This is a genomic window from Faecalibacterium sp. I3-3-33 (genome assembly GCF_023347295.1).
Lineage (GTDB): Bacteria > Bacillota > Clostridia > Oscillospirales > Ruminococcaceae > Faecalibacterium.
Genome location: NZ_CP094469.1, coordinates 2,596,826 through 2,623,645 on the forward strand (window position 1 = coordinate 2,596,826; position 26,820 = coordinate 2,623,645).

Genomic DNA, 26,820 nt, shown 5'->3' on the forward strand with positions numbered 1-26,820 from the left:
ACACAAAACCCGGAACCATTTCCCCTTAAAGGGGCAGGATGGTTCCGGGTTTTTATGTTTTTATCGGTTTCTCATTGCCGGGGTCAGAATGTCACAGTCAGGTTCTTTGCAGGTGCTTTGAAGGAAGCGGTTTTGTGCATCAGCTGCCCGTTGGCATCCGTATAAGCCGCCGTCAATTCATAGCTGCCGCGCTTGACCTTGAGTGCAAACTTACCGTCTGCATCGGTGGTGGTCTGCGCCACGACCTTCCCGTTTTGCAGCAGCGCGATCTTTGCACCGGGCAGCGCGGTATGGTCGGCCAGTTCTACCTTGCCCTCTACCTTGACCGGCATCAACGCAATAGCACCAATGCCTGCCGCCACGGTTGCCGCGGCACCGATGGCCAGCACAATGCCTGCGCCGCCATCATCGGAGGGGGACTGTCCCGGTTCACCGGGGCTTGGCGGCGTGATATTGCCGCCGCTCGAATAGTTTGCCGTTATAACGACATTTTCTTTGCCCATCGTGAAGGTCGTGGTGGGAAGGTTCTCGTTTTCCAGCGTGATGCCGCCTGTCACGACCGTCCAGTTCTGGAAGGTATCCGTCTTTTCTGCGGTGATGGTAACGGTCTCGCCTTCCTTTGCCTTGGCAGGGGATGCCGTACCACCGTTCACCGTAACGGTATAGGTGGTTTCTTCCGCCTTGTCCTCGCCCTTGACTTCGGTATCATCGGTGTCACCATCATTTTTGTTGATGATGGTCACACTGGTCTTGCCGGTTTCATCCGGCCGGACATTGACGGTGCCCTTGCTGGTCTGCTCTGTATCTGCATTCTCGGTGGCATACTTGGCACCGGTCAGGCCGTCACCGGTCAGGTGCAATCCTTCGCTGTCCAGTTCGGCATGGAGGGTGGTGGTGCCTGTGGTATCCACTGCCCAGCTGTGCCAAGGCCACGAATCGTTGACCGTGTTCTGGGTCATCAGCAGGCTCACCGCAGTGGGGTCGTCCGCTTTCACATCCACCGTGCGGGCGGATTCATCGTAGGTCAGTTTTACAGGGCCGTCGGAGGAAACATTGAGCAATGTATCATTGAGGAGAATGCTTGCATCAGAAATGTCCTCACGCGGTGTGAGTTCTAATTCAATTTTATCTCCACTTTGAATAGCAGGGTAGGTGATATTAAGCTTAGAAGCACCGGCAGTATCTTCTCCCTCGTCATAAAATGTATTGACCAGCGAGTTTTTCTCGGCAATTTGTCCATTTTTAATAACGAAATACAGTTCGTTGTTTACACTCAGCGAGATATCCGATCCCGGCGCAATGCTTGTATACGAAATGTCATAATTCGTGTAATATTCATGGTCATCCATTCCAAAATAGCTTCTGATGTCTAAGTTCTTTAAATCGTCTGCTTTGATATAGCTGGTGATATATTTATAATCCCCGTACATTACATGCATATAACCATAGTCATCGCCTTTTTCATCTCCGCCCATAGCATACGGCGTTTTAAAAAGGACTAATGTCTGCGGCTCTGTATAATTGGGATCATAAATACTGATTCGGTAATAATCTTCCAGTTCTTCCAATATTTCAAGAAAAACAACCGCGTGTCCACCATCATTGCTTGCCATTCCAATAAGCACAGGCTGTTTTTTCAAAGCTGCAATCAAATCCGCAAGCGTTTCCTCAAAATTATTAAAAGAGTCCGTTCGAGTTTTGGCTTTTTTTAACTGATATGTCGGCAAGTACTGTGCGAGTTGGTAATAGTTAACTAAATCCTGCACATCCGAATTTTCTTTTGGCGAAGATAGTTCATATACAGTATCTGTAGCTACTGACGGCAGGTTTGAAAGTTTGATCCTATCCGGGTAGGAATAATGAAGCATCACAACTGTAGACATTCCCCGGCAAGAGCCACCCCACTCGGCAAAGCGATTGCTCGTAATATATTTTTTAGTAGCCGGTGTAAGTCCTTCAATCAATTGATTAAATTTCTCATTTGAAATTCGGTACGAATAGTTTGTATTTTGTGTTGATTCGCTAAACGGTTTAAGAAGAATCGTCTGATTGACCGCATGTACGAAGCGATCTTCAAACGAAAAGAAGTATCCTCTATTATTCAAAAAACTCAGATTATCCTTTTTAAACTCAAACTCTTTGCTCGGTTTTTCCTCTGTGCCGGAATAATTATAATGAATGGTCGCATTTATAAGCGGATCGTTAGAAATGCTGATGTCGATTTCTTTCCATTTTTCTTCTGAGCCGCCGTAGTAAACATCTGTTAATTGATTGCACTGAGCAAACGCAGATTCTCCGATGCTTGTCACATTGTCCGAAAACGTAATATTTGTTATGGAGCTCTTTTCAAATGCATGTTTGCCAATGCTCTCCACACTTTCGGGAAGCGTAATATCTGTCAAACTGCTGCACTCGCAGAACGTATAATCTCCAATGCTTGTTATACCGTCAGGAATCACAATGCTTTCCAGCTTTTCGCAACCGCGGAAGGCCCACTCGCCAATATATTCTACATTTTCCGGAATCATGATATCCGTCAGGCCACAATAGCTAAACGCGTGTTCCCCAATACTTGTCACTCCGTCCGGAATCACAATATTCTTCAATGCACGGCAGCCAGAAAATGTACGAGCTGCGATACTTGTCATACCAGATGGAAGCGCAATGTTCTCTATTGCATCGCAGTCTTCAAATGCACCATCCCCAATGCTTGTTGCACCTTCCCCAATGCTTGTTGCACTTTCCGGAAGGGTGATATCTACCAATCTTACGCAACCCCAGAATGCACCCCTTCCAATATGTGTTACGCCGTCTGGAATTGTAATACGCCGCAGCCTTTTACAGATCGAAAACGCGTTATCTCCAATGGATTCCACACCTTCCGGAATTGTAACACCTGTCAAACATTCGCAGTCCCAAAACGCATTTTTTCCGATACTTGTAATACCTTTCTGGATTACAACTTTATTGATATAATACATATATTCGTACCAAGGTGCTTTATCGTAAAAACCATAGTCTTCCATTGCACCGGTTCCGCTGATAGTCAGTGTGCTATAGTCAAACTCCCAAGTCGCATTTTCTCCGCAAGAACCCGAAAGGCTGTTTTCTTCCTCAATCCCCTGCACCGCAGCCGTTACCGCCTGCCCGATGTCGGACTGGGCAAACGCCGCCAGCGGCAGCATCTCGCACAGCATCGTCAGTGCCAGCACTGCTGCCAGCAGCCGCATAAGTTTTTTCATACACGTTCCTCCTTTTTTATTTCCGAGCGGTCATACCAACCACTTTGTTACATTTTACGCCCGCATGCCGCATTTCCGCAACCCTTTCTCCGGCAAATTTCCAGTCATCGGAAGAATTCGTTCACATTGACAGAATTCAGCGTCTTTTTTGTGCAAATACGCCACACTTCCTCGGCCATATTCGTTTTTGTTCCCCGTTGCCCGCTTTCTCTGTGGAAAAATGGTGCAAACCCTTCTGTAAGCGCTTTTTTCGTTCACAACTTTGTGGTATTATATTTTCAAATGGTTATTTTTTCCTGAATCCCGGTTGATTTTCGTCCTTTCATGATAGATTTGCAGTCTGTTCAAAATTTTATCATGGTTGGCTGATATTCTAGAAGTACAAAGTATTCCGCAGGGCGGCGCTGCTGCCCTGCGTTTCCGTGTGTAAAGCCCCAGAGAAGAGGATGCGAAAACCTATGAGAGAAAAATTCCGTCAATTCATGGTTGGCCGCTACGGCACCGATGGCCTGAACCAGTTTTTGAGCATGAGCTCCATCGTGATGCTGCTGCTGTCGCTGCTTACCCGCGTTTCCCTGTTCACATGGCTGGGCGCGGCGCTGCTGATCTTGTGCTACTACCGCAGCCTGAGCCGCAACATCTCCAAGCGCACCGAGGAGAACTACCGCTTTTACAGCCTGAAGGACCGGTTCAGCAACAAGTTCCGCAGCCTGAAGGAGCAGTGGGCCAACCGCAAGCTGTACCACTACTATCGCTGCCCCCAGTGCCGCCAGAAGCTGCGCGTGCCCCGGGGACGCGGGCGCATCCAGATCTCCTGCCCGCGCTGCGGCACCCAGTTCATCAAAAAGAGCTGAGCCGCCATGTTTGGATATGTGATACCGGATCGGGCCAGCCTCAGCCCGGAAGCGCAGAGCCGCTACCGCTCGGCCTACTGCGGGCTGTGCCGCCGCATCGACGCTTTGCACGGGCTGCGGGGACGGTTCAGCCTGAGCTATGACCTAACCTTTTTGAACATCCTGCTGTGCAGTCTGTACGAGGGCGAGACCCCCGCAGACAGCGGCATCAGCCGCTGCCCCATCCACCCGGTACACGGTGTACTTTGGCGCAGCGCCGACCCTACCGACTACTGCGCCGACCTGAGCGTGGCGCTGCACTACTATAACGCGCAGGACAAATGGCAGGACGACCGCAATCTGCTGGCGCTGGGGTACAGCGCCCTGCTGGACAACAGCACCGCCGAAGCCGCTCTGCGCTGGCCGCGCCAGTGCAATGCCATCCGTGCGTGTCTCGCCAAGCTTGCCGAGTACGAGGCAGCCGGCAGCACCGACCTTGACGCGGTATCCGGCTGCTTCGGTGCGCTGATGGCGGAACTGTTCGACTACCGGCAGGACCGCTGGGCACCGGAACTGCGCAGCATCGGCTTCCATCTGGGCAAGTTCATCTACCTGCTGGACGCCTACGACGACCTGCCCCGCGACAAGCGCCGGGGCGCGTACAACCCCCTGCGGGAGCTGAGCACCCGCCCGGACTACGAGGAAGAGATGCTGGACATCTTTGAGCTGCTGCTGGCACGCTGCGCGCAGAACTTTGAGCGTCTGCCCTGCGTGGAGGACGCAGACCTGCTGCGCAACATCCTGTATTCCGGCGTGTGGCTGAAATACAACTGCAAAAACGCAAAACGCACCGGAAAGCCCGATGCGTCTTGATTTTATGCCGATATTCCGGTAAAATAAAACGGATGCGGTGCAGCGGTGCTGTACCGTCAGTATAATGAGTGAGGAAGTATACCGAGCATGAGAGATCCCTATGAGGTGCTGGGCGTTCAGCGCGGCGCAAGCGACGACGAGATCAAAAAAGCATACCGCGCCAAGTGCAAGCGCTGGCACCCGGATTTGAACCCCAACGACCCCACGGCCGAGGAGCACTTCAAAGAGGTGCAGGCCGCCTATGATGCCATTACCAAGGGCGACACCGGCCCGCAGATGGGCGGCAACCCCTACGGCGGTTACCAGCAGCAGGGCTATAACCGGCAAGGCTATGGGCAGCAGGGCTACGGCCAGCAGAACTACGGCTACACCGGTTTTGACGGCTTTGACGGGTTTGAGGGCTTCGACCCCTTTGGCTTCGGTTTTGGCTTTGGCGGCTACCAGCAGGCCGGGCCCAGTGCTTCCGGTACGGATACCCCGGAGATGCAGGCTGCCCGCAACTTTGTGGCCAATGGCCGCTACGCCGAGGCGCGCCGGGTGCTGGACAGCATGACCGGCCGCAATGCGCGGTGGTATTATCTCTCCTCGCTGGCCAATCAGGGGCTTGGCAAAAGCGTGGACGCTTTGCAGGACGCCCGCCGCGCCGTGCAGCTGGACCCGAACAACACCGAGTACCAGATGCATCTGCGCCGGATGCAGAACCCCGGCCAGACCTACCGCACCCAGACCACCTACGCCCAGCCCGGCGGGCTTTTGCGCTGGTGCTGGAGCATGATCTTGCTGAACCTGCTGTGCAACTGCTGCTGCGGCGGCTGGGGCTTCCGTGGATTCAGAATGTGATGGGAAGAGGACGATTTGAAATGGCTTCCGCTATCGGGTTGCGGCACCCAGCATCCGCATCGTGCCTTGGGCGGCACTCGCGTCTTGCTGGCCGCTGCCCCAACAACTCCTCCCTGTTTCCGCCGCTGGCGGCGGTCGTCGTCGTTGCACTCTAGTCCTATTCAGCGGAAAAATTATTTTAAATTTCGGGATAGCGGAACGCCTGCGGGCGTTCCGCTATCCCATTTTCACAGGAGGGGTCGTAAAGGGAAACTACCTGTCAACCGCTGCATCTCTCCCCGTGAAAAAGTAAATCGGGAAAATCCGCAGATTTTCCCGATTTACAAATAAAAATAAAATTCCGCTATTGATGCGCAGAGCATCGCGGAGCGCATTCAAAATCGTCCACCTTACCAAAAAAGGCTGCTGCACGCACGGTGCAGCAGCCTTTTTCTGTTTGCGGATGTAAGGGGTCGCTCTTACTTCTGGGGAGCCTCGAAAGCAATAGCGGTAGCACCGGCAGCAGCGTCCACGCTCTTCAGAGAGATAGGAGCCACCTCATAGTGCAGGGTGTCAAAGCTCTGGGTATTGCCGTCCTCGGTGGTGAACTCCAGAACGTAGACAACGTCAGCCTGCTTGTCAGCCTCGACATCGCGGGTGATGACGACGCTCTCGCCGTCAGCCAGACCCTCGCCTGCCAGATTCTCGCCCTTGTCCTCAGAGCCTGCATCGTACAGGTACAGCTCGGTCACCTTGCTGCCGGTGGTGTTGTACACAGTGTACTCGGCAGAAGTGGCCTCAGCCTCAGAGGAAGCGGCTTCGGAGGAAGCAGCCTCGGAAGAGGCAGCAGCAGAGGATGCGGTGGAGGATGCAGCGGTAGAGGCAGCGCCGCCGCAGGCGGTCATGCCAACAGCCAGTGCCAGAGCGGCAGCGGCAATTGCAACAGTCTTGAGCTTCATAGGGAAATCTCCTTTTTATTCTTATGTTGGTGTCAGGCCCCCGGCAGCATACCAACTGCCTTGGTTGGCCTGATGTTCTTTCATTATACGCATGTTGACAAAAAAGGCAAGCTTTTTTCGGCAAAAATCAACGATAAAACAAGAACTGTTACTATTTTGACATGAATTTGGCACATTTTAGGAAATGCAAACTTGAAGCAAATCGTTGATGTCCCTTCCGCTCTGCCCCGTGTGCCTGCCGGGGAGCGGACAAGAAATTTTTATTTTTCCCTTGACAACACCCCACCGCCGCTGTATACTGTGCATCGTGAACAGTGTTCATGTTGGGAGGTGAGCGTATGAATCCAATGGCAACATCCAAGGCGGACATCCTGAAAACCAGCCGGGAGCTGATCCAGCAGAACGGCTGGGCAGCGGTCAACATCCGTGCGGTCGCCGCCGCCTGCGGGGTCTCTGTGGGCTGCATCTACAACTACTTCGGCTCCAAGACCGAGCTGGTAAGCGCAGCCGTGGAAAGCATCTGGAACGACATCTTCCACCACCCGGAGGACGAAGCCGTGTTTCAGGACACCCTGTCCTGCATCCGGTGGATGTACCGGCAGATGGAATACGGCTGCCAGCAATATCCCGGCTTCTTCACACACCATGCGCTGGGTTTTGTGCAACAGGACACTGCCGACGGCAAGCAGCAGATGCGGCAGACATGGCAGCACATTCTGGATGCCTTGTGCAACGTGCTGCGCCACGATGCCAAAGTCCGTCCTGACGCTTTTACCGAGCAGTTCACCCCGGAGCAGTTCGCGGGCATCCTGTTCTCCCTGATGCTGTCCGCGGTGGTGCAGCAGAGCTTTGACCCCTCTGCGGTGCTGGAGATCGTGCGCAGAACCATTTATTAAGTAAAAAAACATCCCACAGCCCTTGTGGGATGTTTTTAAGCTCGAATATGAACATCGTTCAATTTGGCTCCTGTGCCCCGCAGAACATACTACTGTAAACCCTTTTCCCTACGATGCCTCCGGTACGGCTCTGCCGCGCCGGTTCACTATAAAATCAAAAAAACTGCAATCAAAACAAATAAAGGAGAAAAACGTATGAGAGCTGTTATTGAAACCGTTTTCGATATCTTCTATCTGGTCACCGTGCTCACGGTGGGCGTCCGCATGATCTGCGGCAGCAAGGCTGGCACCCAGTTCCGCCTGTTCGGCCTGATGGCCGTAGTGCTGGGCGCGGGCGACTCCTTCCATCTGGTGCCCCGTGCACTGGCACTGTGCACCACCGGTCTGGAAAACTATGCCGTGCCGCTGGGTCTGGGCAAGTGGATCACCTCTGTGACTATGACCGTGTTCTATGTGCTGCTGTACTACGTCTGGCGCAAGCGCTACCAGATCGAGGGGCAGAAGAACGTGACCGCCGCCGTGTACGCCCTGTCCGCTGTGCGCATCGTGCTGTGCATGATGCCGCAGAACCAGTGGCTCACCAACCACACCCCGCTGGCATGGGGCATCCTGCGCAATGTGCCCTTTGCCCTGCTGGGTCTGCTGATCATCGTGCTGTTCTACCGCAGCGCCAAGCAGAACAACGACAAGGCTTTCCGCTGGATGTGGCTGACCATCGTGCTGAGCTTCGGCTTCTATATCCCCGTTGTCCTGTGGGCAGACGTCAACCCCCTGATCGGTATGCTGATGATCCCCAAGACCTGCGCCTACGTCTGGACCGTGCTCATTGGCTACAACGCCATGAAGGCCGAGACCTGCAAACAGAACTAATATTTCCCCCCTGCTTAACAGAAAACCCGCCGACAGACAGCGATGCACTGCTCTGCCGACGGGCTTTTTTCTATAATAGGTAAGCAAGACGATTGGAAATGCCCTCCGCGTTGCTCTGGGCACATTCAGCGGAAAGATTATTTTTATTTCGTAGTTTCAAAACGCCTGCGGGCGTTTTGAAACTACTTTTTCACAGGAGGGGTCGTAACGGCAAACGACATCTGCCGCGCTGGTTTCCTGCGGAAATATCCGCGCGGCGGCAAGCGGTATTTTACCCCTCGGTGAAATACTCCGGGTGAACGCTGCGCGCCTGCTCCACCGAAAGCTTATAACGGTTCAGGTGGCTTTCCAGTGCCTCGCCCAGTTCTTCGGCGGTGCCGTGCAACACCATTTCCAGAATGCGGGTGTGGGCGGCGCAGACGGATTTGTTCTCGTTGGTCTGCAGGCTGAACTTGCGGATGCGCTCCACATGCTGCAGCTCGCCCAACATGTGGTCAAAATGCTCTTCCATGCCGGTGATCTCAAAGGCCTTGCGGTGGAACTGGTTGTCCAGCTCCAGCAGGTGGGTCTCCCGGTCCGGCTGGGTCAGGTCGGCCTCCAGCAGGCGATAGTTCTCGATGACCTGCCGGTACTCCTGCTCCTGCTGGTCGGTCAAACGGCCGCGCACGCGGTTCAAGATCTCTTTTTCAAGGGTGAAGCGGGCAAACTGCTCCAGCTCCATCCGCTTCAGGTCGATGGGCGCCACATGGGTACCGCTCTGGGGTTTGATGTCCACCATGTGGGCAATGTTGAGCATGATCAGCGCCTCCCGCATGGGGGTGCGGCTGATGCCCATCTGCTCCGCAAGTTCCCTGTCGTTCAGGGGGTCGCCGGGCTTCAGTTCCATGGTGATGATCCGGCTTCGGATGGTCTGATACGCCTGTTCCCTCGCACTCAAAGATGCCATTGCAGTGTTCTCCCTTCGGGGTCAGTTGGTGGTAAATCTTGTAATATACTAGTATATGACCATATTACCCAACTGCCGGGCAACTGTCAATAGCAGGAGCAACCGAAAATTGCGGTCAATTTTTTGCTATTTTGTTCAATGAAGTGCCCGCGCCGGGCGGTACACCACCGGCAGCCACACAAAAGCCACTGCCAAGCCGCAGGCCACATCAATGACCGAGTGCTGCTTGGTGAACACGGTGGACAGGCAGATCAGCGCCGCCCACACCCATGCCAGCACCTTGCGCAGGGGCTTGCCCTCTGCCAGCTTACTATGGCTGAAAGCCATTGCCATGCAGGCGGAGCTCTGGCAGTGGATGGAGGGGCAGACGTTCACGGCGGCATCCGCTTTCCACAGCAGCTGCATGACCCGCAGCGCCGGGTTATCCCGGCCAAGGGTCTCCACGGCGGGGCGCAGCTCCAGCCCATTGGGCAGGATCATGTACACGATCAGGCAGAAGGTCATGCCGGAAAACATGGTCAGGCAAAGCTTATCGTAGGTGGCGGTATCGCACCACCACAGTGCCGCCGTCACCCCCGCCAGCAGCAGAAACCAGCTGCAATAAGGGAGCACGAACCACTCGTTGAAGGGGATCAGATCGTCCAGCGGACTGTGCAGGATATATTTGGGGGCGGTGACGGTGAGATCCAGCCAGAAGAACCAGATCAGGTACACCACCCAGTACAGCTGATACCACAGGTGCGGGCGGCACCGGCTGCGCAGTTGGCTAAGTTTCATGTCGTTTCTCCTATTTTTTATGTGAATTGACGTGCTATTATAGCACATTCCGTCCACTTGCGCAAATGTTTTCCCTGCGATACAATAAAAATAAGCTGGATCTTATTTATAAAAGGAGTACGTCATGCCACAAGAATTTCCCGCCATCCGTCTGGTCGCGCTGGATCTGGACGGCACCCTGCTGAACCGCGAGGGGCACGTCACGCCCCGCACCCGTGCCGCTTTGCAGGCCGCCGTGGACAAGGGCGTGTACATCGTGCCCGCCACCGGGCGTCCGCTGGCCAGTCTGCCGCCGGAGGTGGCGCAGCTGCCCGGCATCCGCTACGTCATCACCTGCAACGGTGCCGCCGTGTGGGACTTGGGCTCCGACCCCGTGGGCGCCGTGTACAGCCGCTATTCCAACGCGAAAGAGCACCGCACCAGCACGCCGGTCTGCCTGCTGCACAGCCTGATGCCGGTGGAGACTGCCCGCGAAGCCTTTGCGGTCTGCGAGAGCTGCCACGCCGACCTGCGCATTTTCTCGGACGGATACGCCTGCACCGATGCCCGCAGCATTGCACTGGCCGCTGCCCGGGCTGCAAAGAAGGACAGCACCGAAGCGCGCCAGCCCAACGATGGCCGCTTTACCATCCTACGGGACGCAGCCGAGTGGATGAGCCGCAACGCCTTTGCCATTGAAAAGCTCTGCGTGTTCTTTGAAAACCCGCAGCAGGCTGCGGCTGCGCTGCCCCGCTTCCGCGCCGTCCCGGGCGTGGAGATCGTGCAGGGGTCGCCGAAAAATGTGGAGGTGACCGCCGCCGGTGTGGACAAGGGCGAGGCACTGCGCGCGCTGGCCGACCGGCTGGGCGTCCCCCACGCATCCACCCTTGCGGTGGGCGACAGCGAGAACGACCGCGCCATGCTGCAAAAGGCCGGGGTGGCTGCTGTGATGGCAAACGGCATGCCGGAAATTCAGGCGCTGGCGCACCTTGTCAGCAAGGCCGACTGCGACCATGACGGCGTAGCGGAGATACTGGAAACTCTTGGCATCTGAGCCAGTTTTTACAGCAATTTCACAGCATTTTCACCGGGTTCTGACCCGATTTTTCGGGTCGTTCGTCATTTTTGTGCAATGTATACAAGCTATTATGCTAAACATTGTGCTTGTTGAGTATTACCAAAGACGGGCTGTTCGTTTATACTAGTATCATAAGCGCGTATGGGGGTATTGCGCCCACAGGAGCAAACCCGACGCACCGAGAGAGTTCAAATATAAAAGGAGAAATGCGTTATGAATCCCATCGTAGAAAAGGTCTATCAGATCGGCATTATCCCTGTTATCGCTTTCAACAGCGTTGATGAGGCCCTGCCCCTGTGCAAGGCTCTGGCTGAGGGCGGTCTGCCCGCAGCTGAGGTCACCTTCCGCACTGCCTGTGCTGAAGAGTGCATCCGCAAGATCCACGAGGAGATGCCCGAGATGCTGCTGGGTGCCGGCACCGTTCTGACCTGCGAGCAGGCCGACCGTGCTATGGCTGCCGGTGCTTCCTTCATCGTTGCTCCCGGCTTCGACCCCGAGGTCTGCAAGCACGTCATCGCCAAGGGCGGCATCATGATGCCCGGCACCTGCTCCGCAGGCGAGATGCAGCAGGCTATGAACATGGGCTGCGAGGCTCTGAAGTTCTTCCCCGCTGAGGCAAACGGCGGTGTTGGCATGCTGAAGAACATCGGCGCTGCCCTGAAGGGCGCTCGCTGGATGTGCACCGGCGGTGTCAACGCCAAGAACGTCAACGATTATCTGGGCTATGACCAGATCTTTGCCGTGGGCGGCACCTGGATGTGCAAGAGCGATGTGATCAAGGCCGGCGACTGGGCAAAGATCACCGCACAGAGCAAGGAAGCTGTTGACACCATGCTGGGTCTGAAGCTGCTGCACGTTGGCATCAACACCGACAACGAGGAAGAGGCCATGAAGGTGGCTAACCTGATCGGCGCTATGCTGAACATGAAGGTCGCTCCCGGCAACTCCAGCATCTTTGTCGGCAACAAGGAGTTCGAGATCATGAAGAAGCCCGGCCGCGGCACCAATGGCCACATCGCCATCGGCTGCAACAACGTGGACCGCGCCATCTACCACCTGTCTCAGCGCGGCGTGAAGTTCGATCTGGACAGCAAGAACGTGAAGAACGGCAAGACTGTTGCCTGCTACATGGCAGATGAGATCGCCGGCTTTGCCTTCCATCTGGTGCAGGCATAAGCGCCTGTCCCCTTTTACCCGTAAAAGCCCCACCGCAGCGGGTATGCCCTGCGGCGGGATGATGAAACACCTGATATAAAGGAGAATAACCAATGAGAGTCGTTACTTTTGGCGAACTGATGGTCCGTCTGCAGCCCTTCAACTACGAGCGTTTCGTTCAGGCTAACAGCCTGGAGTTCACCTTCGGCGGCGGCGAGGCCAACGTTGCTGTTTCTCTGGCCAACTACGGTCTGGACGCAGCTTTTGTTACCAAGCTCCCCGCACACGCCATCGGTCAGGCCGCTGTCAACAGCCTGCGCCGCTACGGCGTCGATACCAGCATGATCACCCGCGGCGGTGACCGTGTGGGCATCTACTACAACGAGAAGGGCGCTTCTCAGCGTGGCTCCGTCTGCATCTACGACCGTGCCAACAGCGCTATCCAGCTGGCTCAGCCTTCCGACTTTGATTGGGACAAGATCTTCGAGGGCGTGGATTGGTTCCACTTCACCGGCATCACCCCGGCTCTGGGCGAGAACGTTGTCGAGATCTGCCGCGAGGCCTGCAAGGCTGCTAAGGCTCACGGCGTGAAGATCAGCTGCGACCTGAACTACCGCGGCAAGCTGTGGACCCGTGAGCAGGCCCGCGCTGCCATGACCGATCTGTGCCAGTACGTTGACGTGTGCATCTCCAACGAGGAGGACGCAAAGGACGTGTTCGGCATCGAGGCCGAGGCTACCGATATCTACGGCGGCAAGCTGAACGCTGAGGGCTACAAGAGCGTTGCCAAGCAGCTGGCTGACAAGTTCCACTTCGAGAAGGTGGCTATCACCCTGCGTGAAAGCCACAGCGCATTCGACAACGGCTGGAGCGCTATGCTGTACGATGTTGCTTCTAACGAGTACTGCTTCTCCAAGAAGTACGACCTGCACATCATCGACCGCGTTGGCGGCGGCGACTCCTTCGGCGGCGGCCTGATCTACAGCCTGCTGACCGGCAAGAGCACTCAGGAGGCTGTCGAGTTCGCAGTTGCAGCTTCCGCTCTGAAGCACTCCATCGAGGGCGACTACAACATGATGACCGTGTCCGAGGTCGAGAAGCTGGCCGGCGGCGACGGTTCCGGCCGTATCCAGCGCTAAGCGCAGGAGGGAGTCCGCTATGGATATCCGTTATTCCTGCAACCAGAAGGATTTCAAGCGCTATACCACCGAGGAAATGCGGGACGAGATGCTGATCACCGGCCTGTACAAGGCAGATGAAGTGGTGGCCGTTTACAGCCATGTGGACCGCATGGTCACACTGGGCTGTATGCCGGTGCACGAGACCGTGTCTATCGACAAGGGCATCGACATCTGGGCCAACTTTGGCACCCACTACTTCCTGGAGCGCCGCGAGATCGGCATGTTCAACATCGGCAAGGATTCCACCGGTATCGTGGTGGCCGACGGCGTAAAGTACGAGCTGGGCTATAAAGACTGCCTGTACATTACGCAGGGCACCAAGGAAGTCACCTTTGCTTCCGCCGACCCGGAGCATCCCGCCAAGTTCTACATGGTCTCTGCTCCGGCACACTGCGCTTACCAGACCCGTCTGATCAAGATGGCTGATGCAAACCACCGCCCGCTGGGCAGCGTGGATACCTGCAACAAGCGCACCATCAACCAGTTCATCCACCCGGATGTGCTGAAGACCTGCCAGCTGAGCATGGGTATGACCGAGCTTGCACCGGGTTCCAACTGGAACACGATGCCCAGCCACACCCACGAGCGGCGCATGGAGATCTATACTTACTTTGAACTGCCCGAGGGGCAGGTGGTGTTCCATATGTGCGGCGAGCCTACCCAGACCCGCCACATCGTGATGCACAACGAGGATGCTGTCATCAGCCCCTCCTGGAGCATTCACAGCGGCGTAGGCACCTCGAACTATACGTTTATCTGGGCAATGGGCGGCGAGAACATGGAGTTTGACGACATGGACAACATCGCTACCACTGACCTGCGCTAAAAAGCACCAATCAAACGCCCCGTACCGGGTTGCCGGTACGGGGCGTTTTGCTAAAAAATTAACTTGGATACTGTGAAAAAAGGAGAACATCATGGATCTGTCTGCATTCAACCTGCAGGGCAAGGTAGCCCTGATCACCGGCGGTGCCCACGGCATCGGTTTTTCCATTGCAGAGGGCATGGCCAAGTGCGGCGCCGTCATCTGCTTCAACTGCTCCTCTGAGGCCAGCTTAGAAAAGGGCATGGCCGCCTACAAGGCTGCCGGCATCGACGCCCACGGCTATGTGGCAGACGTTTCCGACGAGGACGCCGTAAACGCCATGGTGGCAAAGATCAAGGCCGAGGTCGGCTCTGTGGACATTCTGGTAAACAACGCCGGTCTGATGAAGCGCGTGCCCATGATCGAGATGAGCCACGCCGACTTTATGCGGGTGATCGACGTCCATGTGGGCGGCGCTTTCAACTGCTCCAAGGCCGTGCTGCCCGACATGATGGAAAAGCGCGAGGGCAAGATCATCAACATCTGCTCCATGATGAGCGAGCTGGGCCGCGAGACCGTTTCTGCCTACGCCGCCGCCAAGGGTGCGCTAAAGATGCTGACCAAGAATATCGCCTCTGAGTACGGCGAGTACAACATCCAGTGCAACGGCATGGGCCCCGGCTACATTGCCACCGCCCAGACTGCGCCCCTGCGCGAGATCCAGCCGGACGGCAGCCGTCACCCCTTTGACCAGTTCATCGTTGCCAAGACCCCCGCAGGCCGCTGGGGTGACCCGGAGGACATGGTTGGCCCCTGCGTGTTCCTTGCCAGCCACGCATCCGACTTCGTGAACGGCCAGATCCTCTACGCCGACGGCGGCATTCTGGCCTATATCGGCCGCCAGCCTAAGTAAATCCTGAAAAAATCCCCCCGGCGCTGCTCGCCGGGGGGATTTTTATAGGCAAATTAGACGATTTTAAATGCGCTCCGCTGCGCGGGGAAGTTTCTAACTGTCTTTAGCGTGCAAAGACGCTCCGCTGGGCCAGAGGCAGGGAGGGGTGTTCCGACTCCCCCCTCCCTACCTCTGGACTCCACCCACCCCACAATGCAACAACTGCGACCGCCGCCAGCGGCGGAAACAGGGAGCAGTTGTTGGGGCAGCGGCCAGCAAGACGCGAGTGCCGCCCAAGGCACGAAGCGGATGCTGGGAGCCGCAACCCGTCGTCAAGGGCTGCTCGCCCTTGACAATCCTAAAGAAGAAGTCGAAGCACAAAAAAGCTAGCGCTGCGCCAGTCGGCGCTATCGCTTTAACGCTTTTTTCGCTTCTCCATTTATAGCCCCTCAGTCGCTGCGCGACAGCTCCCCCGAGGGGGAGCTAGCACGCCCTGAAGCTTTCTCGTTATTCCTAACACTTTAGCAACGAACGTAACGGCTTGGCTCTCCCTTTGGGAGAGCTGGCGCGGGAGCGCCTGAGAGGGTTTTAAATTGGCGGAGCCGAAAAAAACGGTTAAAAGATCTTCACGCCGAACAGGCGTGAATCTTCAGTTTTTTCCGGTGCAGCCCTCCTCTTTGGGGTTAAAAGGGGCGAGCAGCCCCTTTTTCGTGGCTCCAGCGCGTCGAAATCGCTGGCACTTTTCTGGTTCTCTTTTGGTGTCAAAAGAGAACATCCCTCGGCAGGCCTTCAACAAAACCGGCTGCCGCACGTTTTATGTGCAGCAGCCGATTGATATTTTATTTAGAGGTTATCCGGCCAAAGTGGCCTTTTTCCTCTTCGTCCTTTTTGGGCTCGGGCTTTTCTGCGGGGGTCAGACGCACCTCGGTCACGCGGCGCTTGGCGGTGCGGGTCACCACGCCGTCGTAGCTGCCCAGCGTGAAGCGGTCGCCCACCTTGGGCAGGCGGCAGGTCTTTTCCTGCACCAGACCGTTTACCGTGTTGGAGTCGATCTCCTCGTCCTCCGGCAGACCCAGCCGCTCGTACAGGTCGTCCACACCGGCGCTGCCCAGCACGATCCAGCTGCCGTCTGACTGCTTGCGGAAGTCCTCGGTCACCTCGTCGTGTTCATCCCAGATCTCGCCTACCAGCTCCTCCAGAATGTCCTCCAGCGTGATGATGCCCTCGGTGCCGCCGTACTCGTCCACCACCACAGCCATGTGGTGGTGCTGCTCGCGCAGGGTGCGCAGCAGCTGGGAGATCTGGGTGGAGCCGGTGGTGTAGAGGGTGGGCTTGACCAGATCCTCCAGCTTGACCTCCTTTTTCAGGCGTGCCATGTAGAAGTCCTTTTCATGTACCACGCCGATGATGTTATCAATGGTGTCGTGGTACACCGGCAGACGGGAGTAGCCGGACTCGGCAAAGGTCTGTGCCACCTCTTCCAGCGGCAGATCGTCCTCCACCGCGATCACATCCACGCGGGGGGTCAGGATCTCTTCCACCTCCACGTCATCAAACTCGATGGCGCTGCGGATCAGTTCGCTTTCCCGGTCGGTCAGCTCGCCGTCGTTCTCGGCCTCGCTGACCATGGTCATCAACTCGCCCTCGGTGATGGTGTCCTCCTCGGTGCTGTGGACAAAGCGTCCCAGAAAGCGCTTCCACTGGGTAAACAGCCACGTCAGCGGGGTAAATACCAGCATCAGCAGGCTGAGCGCCGGTGCAACTGCGGTGGCTACCGTTTCCGGCATCTCTTTGGCAAGGCTCTTGGGGGTCACCTCGCCAAAGATCAGCACCACCACGGTCAGCACCATGGTGGACACCGTAGCGCCCCGCTCTGCACCCAGCATCTTGGTGAAAATGATGGTGCCGATGGAAGCTGCTGCAATGTTCACGATATTGTTGCCGATAAGGATGGTGGAAAGCAGCTTATCGTATTTTTCAGCCATTGCCAGCACACGGGCGGCAGAGGTATCGCCGTCCTCGGCGCGGCTTTTCAGGCGGATCTGATTCAGGGAAGAAAATGCGGTCTCGGATGCGGAGAAAAAGGCGGAGAATGCCACCAATACTACCAGCGCTACCCAGAGCGTCATACTACTGCCATCGTCCATAAAAAGGGAAATCACACTCAACTTTCTGTTTTAAATTGTACCCTCTCCGGCAGCGCGCCTGAGAGGGTTTTGCCTATATTTTTCTTACATACAAAAATGTGCTTTCCATCGTTGCCATTTCCGCGATGAAAAGCACATCAATGTTACTTTTTATAATAACATATTCTGCACACGGGTGCAAGCTTTTGGCCCGTACTCCATGTACAAAACCGGTAAATTTTAGCGCAGAACCAGTGCGCTGCCGTCATAATCCACCGTCAGGGTGTTGCCCTCGGCATAATTGCCCTTGATGATGGCCTTGGCGATCAGGGTCTCCACGCGGCTCTGGATGAAGCGCTTGATGGGACGTGCACCATAAACGCTGTCGTAGGCAGAATCGATGATGAAGTCCTTGGCGGCGGTGGTGACCTCCAGCTTGAGGTGCTTGCCCTCCTCCATGCGGTTACGCAGATCCTGCAATTGCAGATCCACGATCTTGCGCATCTCATCCTTGGTCAGGCTCTTGTAGTAGACGATCTCGTCCAGACGGTTCAGGAATTCGGGACGGAACTTGCTCTTGAGCAGCAGATCGATCTGGTGCTTTGCATCCTCGCTCAACTCGTTGGAGCCCTGCGCACGGCGCTGCTCCAGATCGTTCAGGATGATATCGCTGCCAAGGTTGGAGGTCAGGATAATGACCGTGTTCTTGAAGTCCACGGTGCGGCCCTGACTATCCGTGATGCGGCCATCGTCCAGCACCTGCAACAGGATGTTGAACACATCGGGGTGGGCTTTTTCCACCTCATCGAACAGCACCACGCTGTAAGGCTTGCGGCGCACAGCCTCGGTCAGCTGACCGCCCTCTTCATAACCGACATATCCCGGAGGCGCGCCGATCAGACGGCTGACGCTGAACTTCTCCATATACTCGGTCATATCGATACGCACCATGTTGCGCTCGTCGTCAAACAGAGCCTGTGCCAGCGCCTTGGCAAGCTCAGTCTTGCCGACGCCGGTGGGGCCAAGGAACAGGAAGCTGCCGATGGGGCGGTTGGGGTTGGCGATACCGGCGCGGCTGCGCAGAATGGCTTCGCTTACCTTGGTCACGGCCTCGTCCTGCCCGATGACCCGCTGGTGCAGCACATCGTCCAGATGCAGCAGCTTCTCGCGTTCACCCTCCACCAGCTTCTCTACCGGGATGCCGGTCCAGCGTGCCACGATGCGGGCGATCTCCTCATCGGTCACGCGGTCACGCAGCAGGCTGTCCTCCTTCTTAGCGGCAGCAACCTTTTCCTCCTCGGCCAGCTGCTTCTGCAGCTGGGGCAGCTTGCCGTATTTCAGCTCAGCGGCCTTGTTCAGGTCGTACTCGCGCTGGGCTTTTTCGATGGCGGCATTGGTCTGCTCGATCTGCTCACGCAGGCTCTGCACCTTGCCAATGGCGTTCTTCTCGTTCTCCCACTTTGCCTTCATGCTGCGGAACTTATCCTGCAATTCGGCAAGCTCCTTTTCCAGATCCTTCAAGCGGCTCTGGCTCAGGGCGTCGGTCTCCTTTTTCAGGCTCACCTGCTCGATCTGCAGCTGGGTGATGCGGTGTGCCAGATCGTCCATCTCGCTGGGCATACTGTCCATCTCAGTCTTGATCATAGCGCAGGCTTCATCCACAAGGTCGATGGCCTTATCCGGCAGAAAGCGGTCGGTGATATAGCGGTCGGAAAGGGTGGCGGCGGCGATCAGCGCACTGTCGTTGATCTTTACGCCGTGGAACACCTCGTAGCGCTCCTTCAGGCCGCGCAGGATGGAGATGGTATCCTCCACGGTAGGCTCATCCACCTGCACCGGCTGGAACCGGCGCTCCAGCGCGGGGTCTTTTTCGATATACTGGCGGTACTCGTCCAGCGTGGTCGCGCCGATGCAGTGCAGCTCGCCCCGGGCCAGCATGGGCTTGAGCAGGTTGCCTGCGTCCATGGCGCCGTCGGTCTTACCGGCACCCACAATGGTGTGCAGCTCATCAATGAAGAGGATGATCTTGCCCTCGCTCTTCTTCACCTCGTTCAGTACGCTCTTCAAGCGCTCCTCGAACTCGCCGCGGTACTTTGCACCGGCCACCAGAGCGCCCATGTCCAGGCTGAACACGGTGCGATCCTTCAGGTTTTCGGGCACATCGCCGCGCACGATCCGCTGCGCCAGACCCTCGGCGATGGCGGTCTTACCAACGCCGGGCTCACCGATCAGGCAGGGGTTGTTTTTGGTCTTACGGGACAGGATACGGATCACATTGCGGATCTCCTGATCGCGGCCGATAACGGGGTCCAGCTTCTGCTTGCGGGCAAGCTCCACCAGATCCTGACCGTACTTCTGCAGGGCATTGTAGGTATCCTCCGGGTTATCGGTGGTCACCCGCTGATTGCCGCGCACGGCGGTAAGCTGCTGCAGGAAGGCATCCTTTTTCAGGTTGAAGGCGCGGAACAGCTCACTGGTGGTCTGGTCCTGCTCATCCAGCAGACCAAGGAACAGATGCTCCACGCTGATGAAGTCGTCCTTCATGGCCTTAGCTTCGCGGGCGGCGGCGCTGAGCACCTTATCGGTGGCCTGCGAGATATAGACCTTATCGGGGTCGCGGCCGGAGCCGGACACCCGGGGCAGTGCGGAAAGCTTTTCGGCCACAGCGGCGGCAAAACTGCCGGGGTCAACGTTCAGCTTTTGCAGCAGCTGGGGAATCAGGCCGTTTTCCTGCGCAGCCAGTGCGTGCAGCAGATGGGCGGGTTCCAGCGCGTTGTGCTGGTACTCCACAGCCAGCTGCTGGGCTGCCTGCAATGCCTCAAGGGTCTTTTGGGTATATTGATTGGTATTCATAAAGTCAAGCCTCCATTCATACCGGAAGGTTTATTTTAGCGGACGGATAAGTTCTGTGCTAATAGCTCCGCGCCCAGCGGCGGCAGAGCCGTGATTGAATTGTATAGATGTTCTTCTTCATGGTCTTGCGCACCTCCTGCGGAGCAGTTTGTTTTGTTTTTAGCACTCTATCTGCTCGACTGCTAAAAATATACTCCTGTCCACCCACTTTGTCAATAGGGTTCACAAAAAGTTTGCAGAATAGACGCAAAACCATGCTTTTCAACCTGTATGGAAATCAAATTCTCCCCCTGAGCAAAAGTCTTCCCGTGAAAACAAAATACAGCCAAGCCCGCAGGCTTGGCTGTATTTCAAATCAAAAATATTTTTCCGTCGAAATCGTTCCGCTTACAGCAGCGGGATTCCAGCCTTAGCGCAGGCTTCGCGGGTGGCCTTGTCCCACACGCTGGCCTGTACCTCGCCAATGTGGACGCTGCCCAGCAGCAGCATACACAGGCGGCTCTGGCCGATGCCGCCGCCGATGGTATAGGGCAGCTCGCCAGCCAGCACTGCCTTGTGGAAGGGCAGGGTGCGGCGGTCATCGCAGCCCGCCATGGTCAGCTGCTTGTCCATGCTCTCCGGGCTGACGCGGATGCCCATGCTGCTCAGCTCGTAGCTGCACTGCAGCGGGTCGTTCCAGAACAGCAGGTCGCCGTTCAGATCCCAGTCGTCATAGTCCGGGGCACGGCCGTCGTGGGGCTTGCCGCTGCGCAGGGGTGCACCGATCTTCATCAGGAAGGTGGTGCCGTTCTCTTTGACAAAGGCGTTCTCCCGCTCCTTCGGGGTCAGATCGGGGTACTTATCCTCCAGTTCCTGCGTGGTGACAAAGGTCACGTTGGGGGTGTGCAGGGGCAGATCCTGCAGCTGGGGGAACATGGCGTGCAGGTTCATCTCGGTGGCGCACACCGCAGACACGATGCAGCGCACCACGTTTTTCAGGTAGGTCTCGTTGCGGTCCTCCACCGTGATGACCTTTTCCCAGTCCCACTGATCCACATAGATGGAGTGGAGGTTGTCCAGCTCCTCGTCCCGGCGGATAGCGTTCATATCGCAGTACAAGCCCTTGCCCACATGGAAATCGTAGTCCTTCAGGGCCTGCCGCTTCCACTTTGCCAGCGACTGCACCACCTGTGCCTCGATGCCGCTGTCCTTGATGTCAAAGGTCACCTTGCGCTCCACGCCGTTCAGGTCGTCATTCAGGCCGGTGGAAGCCTCCAGAAACAGCGGTGCAGACACGCGGTACAGGTTCAGCGTGGCGCACAGGGTATCGGCGAACAGCCGCTTCACCGTGCCGATGGCGCGCTGGGTGTCGTACAGGTTCAGCGCGGGTTTGTAGTTTGCCGGGATGATGATCTTGCTCATAACGTTTACCCCTCATTCTATGTGGTTTGCGCCCCGCTTTCCCGAGCCGGGGCGTGGCTTTTGCAAAGCCGGAATACTGCACCCATTATGGCACAATTTTTTACGAAAGTAAAGTGATAGCAGGAAAAAGCAGTTCCGAAACGCCCATAGGCGTTTCGGAACTGCAAATCAAACTATTTTTCCGTTTACCCGCCCAGATAGGCGCTGCGGACGCGCTCGTTGGTCAGCAGCTCGGCACCGGTACCGTCCATGACTATGCGGCCGGTCTCCAGCACATAGGCGCGGTCGGCCACCGAAAGCGCCATCTGCGCGTTCTGCTCCACCAGCAGGATGGTCATGCCTTCCTTGTGGATGTCGCGGATGATGTCAAAGATCTCCTGCACCAGCAGCGGCGAAAGCCCCATAGAAGGCTCGTCCAGCATCAGCATGGAAGCGTTGCTCATGAGCGCACGCCCCATGGCCAGCATCTGCTGCTCGCCGCCGGACATGGTGCCCGCCAGCTGCTTGCGGCGCTCCTTCAGGCGGGGGAACAGGGTGAACACCTTTTCCTTGTTGGCGGCAATGGTGGAAGCGGGCTGGGTGTAGGCACCCATGTCAAGGTTCTCGTCCACCGTCATGTGCAAAAACACATGGCGGCCCTCCGGCACCTGTGCAAGGCCGCTCTCCACGATCTTGTGGGCGCGCACGCCCTTGATGCTTTTGCCTTTATACAACACATCGCCGGTGCGGGGCTTCAAAAGGCCGGAAATGGTTTTCAGGGTGGTGGATTTGCCCGCGCCGTTGGCACCGATCAGGGTGACGATCTCGCCCGCGTTGACAGTGAAAGAGATATCCTTTACGGCGTGGATGTTGCCGTAGTAGACGTTGATGCCGTCCACCTTCAGTAATGTATCAGCCATGGCTCAGCCCTCCTTTTTGCCCAGATAGGCCTCGATGACCTGCGGGTTATCGCGGATCTCGTCCGGGGTGCCCTTGGCGATGATGCGGCCAAAGTTCAGCACCGCAATGCCCTCGCAGATGCCCATGACAAGGCTCATGTCGTGCTCGATGAGCAGCACGGCAATGTTGAACTCGTCGCGGATGCGGCGGATGGTCTCGGTCAGCTCCGCAGTCTCGGAGGGGTTCATACCGGCGGCAGGCTCGTCCAGCAGCAGAAGCTTCGGGCCGGTGGCCAGTGCGCGCATGATCTCCAGCCGCCGCTGTGCGCCGTAGGGCAGGCTGCCGGCCTGTGCGTTGGCAAGGTCTGCCATGTGGAAGATGTCCAGCAGCTCCAGCGCACGCTCAGTGCACTGCTTTTCTTCTTTCCAGTAGTTCGGCATCCGCAGCAGAGAGGACGCCAGATTATACTTCATGGACTCGTGCAGACCCACCTTGATGTTGTCGATGACGCTCAGCTCCTTGAACAGGCGGATGTTCTGGAAGGTACGCGCCACGCCCATGCGGTTGACCTGATAGGTCTTTTTCCCGGCAGTGGGCATCCCGTCGATCAGGATGGAGCCGCGGGTGGGCTGGTAGACGTTGGTGAGCAGGTTGAACACGGTGGTCTTGCCTGCGCCGTTGGGGCCGATCAGACCGGCGATCTCGTTGCGGCCGATCATCAGGTTAAAGTTGTCCACGGCGGTCAGACCGCCGAAGTCGATGCCCAGCTCACGCACGTCCAGAATGGGCTTTTTGTCCTTGTCGCGGTCGGTCAGAAAACCGCCGGAGGGCACACTGTGCAGTCTGGTCTTGAACTCACTCATGGTCAGCGGCCTCCTTTTTGGTATGTTTGCGGAACAGTTCGCCATTCATGGCCTTTTCCACGATGCGGCTCAGGGAGAAGTCGTAGCTGCCCAGCAGTCCACCCGGGCGGAAGATCATCATCAGCACCAGCACCAGCGAGTAGACCACCATGCGGTAGCTTTCAAAGCTGCGGGTCGCCTCGGGCAGGATGGTCAGCACGGTAGCGGACAGGATGGAGCCCAGCATGGAGCCCATGCCGCCCAGAACCACCATGACCAGAATTTCGATGGACTTCATAAAGCCGAAGGTGGAGGGGTTCAGCACGCCGATGTAGCAGGCGTACAGACCACCCGCCAAGCCTGCAAAGGCGGCGGAGAAGGCAAAGGCCATCACCTTATAATAGGTGGTCTGGATGCCGCAGCTCTCGGCGGCGATCTCGTTGTCGCGGATAGCCAGCACGGCGCGGCCGTGGCGGCTCTTCATCATGGCGTGGATGAGGAAACAGGTGATGACCACGCACAGGAACACGTTGGTAAAGTTGGAATATTTGGGGATGTTCTTCAGGCCCTTGGAGCCGTAGAACAGCTTGAAGCCCAGCACATCATCAATGTTGTTCAAGGTGATGCGGATGATCTCGCCAAAGCCCAGCGTCAGGATGGCCAGATAGTCGCCGGTCAGGCGCAGGGCAGGGATACCGATCAGCATCCCGAACAGCCCGGCGATCACCCATGCCAGCACCAGACCGATGGCAAAAGCCACGCCCTTAGGCAGGCCCGAGGATTTGGTGAACAGGGCGCAGGCGTAGGCGCCTACCGCCATAAAACCGGCGTGACCCAGCGGCAGCTGCCCCAGATAACCGGTGGCAACGTTCAGCGAGACAGCCAGAATGATATTGATGCCCACGGTCAGCAGCACCTTATTCTGGTAGGTGGACAGCATATTGCCGGTCACATAGGAAAGTCCCACGAACAGCAGCCCCACCAGCACCAGATTCATCAGGTAGCGCACGGGCATTTTGAGGGTCTTGCGTTTGGTATTCATCGTTATGCCCCCTTACACCTTTTCCTGCACCTTGCGGCCAAGGAAGCCCGTGGGCTTGACCAGCAGCACGATGATCAGAATTGCAAACGTGACAGCGTCCTTCCATGCAGAAAGGCCGATGGCAGAAACAAAGCACTCGCACAGGCCGATGGCAATGCCGCCGACCATAGCGCCCGGAATGGAGCCGATGCCGCCCAGCACGGCGGCAACAAAGGCTTTCAGACCCAGCATGGAGCCCATGGTGGGGGTAGCCTGCGGGTAGGAGCAGCAGTACAGCACGCTGCCGATGCCTGCCAGCGCCGAGCCCACGGCAAAGGTGAAGGAGATGGTGCTGTTGACGTTGATGCCCATCAGGCGGGCAGCATCCATATCCTCCGAGACGGCGCGCATGGCCTTGCCAAGCTTGGTCTTTTGCACCAGAAAGGTGAGCACCAGCATGGACAGCACGGTGACCACCAGCGTGATGATGGAGGTAAGACCCAGCGGCACCTTGCCCAGACGGAAGGTCTGGTTGGTGTAGTAGGCGGGGATCACCTTTGCACCCGAGCCAAGGATCAGCTCTGCCGTGTACTCCAGAAAGAAGGAGACACCAATGGCGGTGATCAGCAGCGAGATACGGGGTGCGCTGCGCAGGGGGGTGTAGGCGATCTTTTCGATCACCACGCCCAGCAGCGTACAGGTGATGATGGTGGCGCATACAGCGGTGACCGGGCCAAGACCCAGCTGGTTCATGACGAACCAGGACATGTATGCGCCCACCATGATGACATCGCCGTGGGCAAAGTTCAGCAGCAGGATAATGCCGTACACCATGCTGTAGCCCAGTGCGATCAGTGCATAGATGCTGCCAAGGGACAAGCCGTTGATCAGCTGGCTAAAGAACACTGTCATGGTTGGATACTTCCTTTCTTTGCGGCGTTTACGCTTTTTGATATAAAAAACGGAGAACGCCTGACCAGAAAAAAGCTGTTCCGGCGTTCTCCAAAAAAATCATGGGGTTTGCTCTGTGCGGGCGGCTTCATCACCGGTGGATGGAACGGCGCGGATCAGAACATTTCCTTCAGCTCGGGCTTGCCGTCCACATAGGTCAGGATGGCAGTGCTCTTGACGGGGTTGTGGTGCTCGTCGAAGGTAAAGGTGCCGGTGATGCCCTCGATGGTGCCGCCGGCAATGGCATCGATGACAGCCTGCTTGTACTCGTCAGAACCGGCCTCCAGACCCTGCTCCTCGGCAGCCTTGATGCCGTACACGACGGTCATGGCGGCATCGTAGCCCAAGGGTGCAAAGCCGTTGGGGTAGGCCTCGCCGTACTCGGCCTTGTAGGCATCCTCAAACGCGGCGCTGGAGCCCTTAGCGTAGCAGGCGCAGAAGTAGGAGTCCTTCAGCTGGTCGGCGGTGGCGTAGCCCTCCAGACCATCCCAGCCGTCGCCGCCGAGGAACGGAACGGTCAAGCCGACGCTCTCGGCCTGAGCCAGGATCTGACCCACTTCCTGATAGTAGTTGGGGCAGAACACCATCTCGGGGTTCTTGCCAAGGATGCTGGTCAGCTGGGTCTTGAAGTCCACATCGCCCTCAGAGTAGCTCTCCTGATCGACGACGGTGCCGCCCAGGCTCTCAAACTCGGTCACGAAGTTTTCGGCCAGACCCTCGTTGTAGTCTGCGCCCTTCAGGAAAATGACGGCTGCCTTGGTGTAGCCCAGCTTCTTGTAAGCGTAATCTGCCATCTTCACGCCCTGGAACGGGTCGGTAAAGCAGGCGCGGAACACATTCCCGTTCACGGTGTCGGTCTCGGCATCGTAGGTAACAGCCTCGGCAGTAGCGGAAGCGGTGACCATGGGCATATTGTAATCGGCGCTCTCAGCGGCGACAGCCAGCGTCGGGGTGGTGGTAACATCGCCCACCAGAGCGGTGATGCCCTGATCCACCATCTTGGTAAAGCTGGTTACAGCCTGCGTAGCATCGCCCTGCTCGTCCATGGTGATGATCTCCAGCTGCTTGCCGTTGACACCGCCATCGGCATTGACCTGCTTCAAGTACAGGCTGGCACCGTTTACAACAGCCTGACCGTAAACGGAATTGTCACCGGTCAGGGGTCCCAGCACACCCACCTTGATGGTGCTGCCGGAAGCAGCAGCGGAACCGGCAGAAGAAGCGGCCGTGCTTGCGGAAGAACCGCCGCAGGCAGTCAGAGCGCTTGCTGCGGCAACAACACCGGCAGCGGCCATGAACTGACGACGAGTGAACACCTTTTTCATAAAAATCTCCTCCTTCGGAGTAATTTATAGGCTAGAATAGAATCAAGGATAAAAACGGAAGCAAGGCCCTTCCCCTCTAAAAGCGGCCTTGCTTCTGTTCTTGTCTGTTATTATAGC

Annotated in this window: 22 protein-coding genes; 10 read left to right on the forward strand and 12 right to left on the reverse strand. The window is 56.9% G+C overall.

The features are described 5' to 3' along the window. Positions 1 to 83: 83 nt before the first annotated feature. On the reverse strand, positions 84 to 3,242 hold the full coding sequence (locus MTP39_RS12225) for a leucine-rich repeat protein (RefSeq protein WP_249240729.1): 3,159 nt from the start codon (positions 3,240 to 3,242) through the stop codon (positions 84 to 86). Between the two features lie 458 nt (positions 3,243 to 3,700). On the opposite strand from MTP39_RS12225, the gene MTP39_RS12230 reads away from it, so the two are divergent. The 3 genes from MTP39_RS12230 (at position 3,701) to MTP39_RS12240 (ending at position 5,788) form a co-directional block, all read left to right on the forward strand. After that, positions 3,701 to 4,096 (forward strand): hypothetical protein, encoded by a 396-nt coding sequence (locus MTP39_RS12230; protein WP_249240730.1) that lies wholly within the window; start codon positions 3,701 to 3,703, stop codon positions 4,094 to 4,096. A 6-nt stretch (positions 4,097 to 4,102) separates the two neighbouring features. Continuing rightward, a complete protein-coding gene (locus MTP39_RS12235) occupies positions 4,103 to 4,948 on the forward strand; it encodes a DUF5685 family protein (RefSeq protein ID WP_249240731.1) in 846 nt (281 codons plus the stop codon). Between the two features lie 87 nt (positions 4,949 to 5,035). Next, complete coding sequence (locus MTP39_RS12240; RefSeq protein WP_249240732.1) at positions 5,036 to 5,788, forward strand: J domain-containing protein; 753 nt, start codon at positions 5,036 to 5,038, stop codon at positions 5,786 to 5,788. A 458-nt stretch (positions 5,789 to 6,246) separates the two neighbouring features. Here MTP39_RS12240 and MTP39_RS12245 read toward each other — a convergent pair whose 3' ends face one another. After that, positions 6,247 to 6,726 (reverse strand): cytochrome C, encoded by a 480-nt coding sequence (locus tag MTP39_RS12245; RefSeq protein WP_249240733.1) that lies wholly within the window; start codon positions 6,724 to 6,726, stop codon positions 6,247 to 6,249. 338 nt (positions 6,727 to 7,064) lie between these two features. On the opposite strand from MTP39_RS12245, the gene MTP39_RS12250 reads away from it, so the two are divergent. Both MTP39_RS12250 and MTP39_RS12255 read left to right on the forward strand, forming a co-directional pair. Beyond that, positions 7,065 to 7,622: a TetR/AcrR family transcriptional regulator gene (locus MTP39_RS12250; RefSeq protein ID WP_249240734.1), complete on the forward strand. Its 558-nt coding sequence runs from the start codon at positions 7,065 to 7,067 to the stop codon at positions 7,620 to 7,622. Between the two features lie 195 nt (positions 7,623 to 7,817). Then, positions 7,818 to 8,492 carry a hypothetical protein gene (locus MTP39_RS12255; RefSeq protein ID WP_249240735.1) on the forward strand — a complete coding sequence of 225 codons (675 nt, stop codon included), beginning with the start codon at positions 7,818 to 7,820 and terminating at the stop codon, positions 8,490 to 8,492. A 271-nt stretch (positions 8,493 to 8,763) separates the two neighbouring features. Here the strand turns inward: MTP39_RS12255 and MTP39_RS12260 are convergent, their stop codons facing one another. Continuing rightward, on the reverse strand, positions 8,764 to 9,438 hold the full coding sequence (locus MTP39_RS12260; RefSeq protein WP_249240736.1) for a GntR family transcriptional regulator: 675 nt from the start codon (positions 9,436 to 9,438) through the stop codon (positions 8,764 to 8,766). A gap of 135 nt (positions 9,439 to 9,573) precedes the next feature. Beyond that, on the reverse strand, positions 9,574 to 10,215 hold the full coding sequence (locus MTP39_RS12265) for a phosphatase PAP2 family protein (RefSeq protein WP_249240737.1): 642 nt from the start codon (positions 10,213 to 10,215) through the stop codon (positions 9,574 to 9,576). A gap of 124 nt (positions 10,216 to 10,339) precedes the next feature. Between MTP39_RS12265 and MTP39_RS12270 the strand changes: the two genes are divergently transcribed. From MTP39_RS12270 to MTP39_RS12290, 5 genes are all read left to right on the forward strand, one after another. Continuing rightward, positions 10,340 to 11,248: a Cof-type HAD-IIB family hydrolase gene (locus tag MTP39_RS12270; protein WP_249240738.1), complete on the forward strand. Its 909-nt coding sequence runs from the start codon at positions 10,340 to 10,342 to the stop codon at positions 11,246 to 11,248. Between the two features lie 237 nt (positions 11,249 to 11,485). Continuing rightward, a complete protein-coding gene (eda, locus tag MTP39_RS12275; protein WP_005921074.1) occupies positions 11,486 to 12,448 on the forward strand; it encodes a bifunctional 4-hydroxy-2-oxoglutarate aldolase/2-dehydro-3-deoxy-phosphogluconate aldolase in 963 nt (320 codons plus the stop codon). 92 nt (positions 12,449 to 12,540) lie between these two features. Continuing rightward, positions 12,541 to 13,566, forward strand: a complete 1,026-nt coding sequence (locus MTP39_RS12280) for a sugar kinase (protein WP_249240739.1) — start codon at positions 12,541 to 12,543, stop codon at positions 13,564 to 13,566. 19 nt (positions 13,567 to 13,585) lie between these two features. Then, the gene (gene kduI / locus MTP39_RS12285; protein WP_005921078.1) at positions 13,586 to 14,434 is read left to right on the forward strand and encodes a 5-dehydro-4-deoxy-D-glucuronate isomerase; all 849 of its coding nucleotides are present in this window, start codon (positions 13,586 to 13,588) and stop codon (positions 14,432 to 14,434) included. 91 nt (positions 14,435 to 14,525) lie between these two features. Continuing rightward, positions 14,526 to 15,326 carry a gluconate 5-dehydrogenase gene (locus MTP39_RS12290; RefSeq protein ID WP_112090775.1) on the forward strand — a complete coding sequence of 267 codons (801 nt, stop codon included), beginning with the start codon at positions 14,526 to 14,528 and terminating at the stop codon, positions 15,324 to 15,326. A gap of 818 nt (positions 15,327 to 16,144) precedes the next feature. On the opposite strand, the gene MTP39_RS12295 is transcribed toward MTP39_RS12290, so the two are convergent. The 8 genes from MTP39_RS12295 to MTP39_RS12330 form a co-directional block, all read right to left on the reverse strand. After that, the gene (locus tag MTP39_RS12295; protein WP_249242064.1) at positions 16,145 to 17,452 is read right to left on the reverse strand and encodes an HlyC/CorC family transporter; all 1,308 of its coding nucleotides are present in this window, start codon (positions 17,450 to 17,452) and stop codon (positions 16,145 to 16,147) included. Positions 17,453 to 17,671: 219 nt separating this feature from the next. After that, on the reverse strand, positions 17,672 to 20,284 hold the full coding sequence (clpB, locus tag MTP39_RS12300) for an ATP-dependent chaperone ClpB (RefSeq protein WP_249240740.1): 2,613 nt from the start codon (positions 20,282 to 20,284) through the stop codon (positions 17,672 to 17,674). A gap of 387 nt (positions 20,285 to 20,671) precedes the next feature. Continuing rightward, positions 20,672 to 21,685 carry an aspartate--ammonia ligase gene (gene asnA / locus MTP39_RS12305; RefSeq protein ID WP_249240741.1) on the reverse strand — a complete coding sequence of 338 codons (1,014 nt, stop codon included), beginning with the start codon at positions 21,683 to 21,685 and terminating at the stop codon, positions 20,672 to 20,674. Positions 21,686 to 21,870: 185 nt separating this feature from the next. Continuing rightward, a complete protein-coding gene (locus MTP39_RS12310; protein ID WP_055185514.1) occupies positions 21,871 to 22,584 on the reverse strand; it encodes an ABC transporter ATP-binding protein in 714 nt (237 codons plus the stop codon). Positions 22,585 to 22,587: 3 nt separating this feature from the next. Then, a complete protein-coding gene (locus tag MTP39_RS12315) occupies positions 22,588 to 23,427 on the reverse strand; it encodes an ABC transporter ATP-binding protein (protein ID WP_005922990.1) in 840 nt (279 codons plus the stop codon). Further along, positions 23,420 to 24,448 (reverse strand): branched-chain amino acid ABC transporter permease, encoded by a 1,029-nt coding sequence (locus MTP39_RS12320; protein ID WP_249240742.1) that lies wholly within the window; start codon positions 24,446 to 24,448, stop codon positions 23,420 to 23,422. The genes MTP39_RS12315 and MTP39_RS12320 overlap by 8 nt, the downstream gene beginning before the upstream one ends. A 12-nt stretch (positions 24,449 to 24,460) precedes the next feature. Beyond that, on the reverse strand, positions 24,461 to 25,339 hold the full coding sequence (locus MTP39_RS12325) for a branched-chain amino acid ABC transporter permease (protein ID WP_005922993.1): 879 nt from the start codon (positions 25,337 to 25,339) through the stop codon (positions 24,461 to 24,463). Positions 25,340 to 25,494: 155 nt separating this feature from the next. Further along, complete coding sequence (locus tag MTP39_RS12330) at positions 25,495 to 26,703, reverse strand: ABC transporter substrate-binding protein (RefSeq protein ID WP_249240743.1); 1,209 nt, start codon at positions 26,701 to 26,703, stop codon at positions 25,495 to 25,497. Positions 26,704 to 26,820 lie beyond the last annotated feature (117 nt).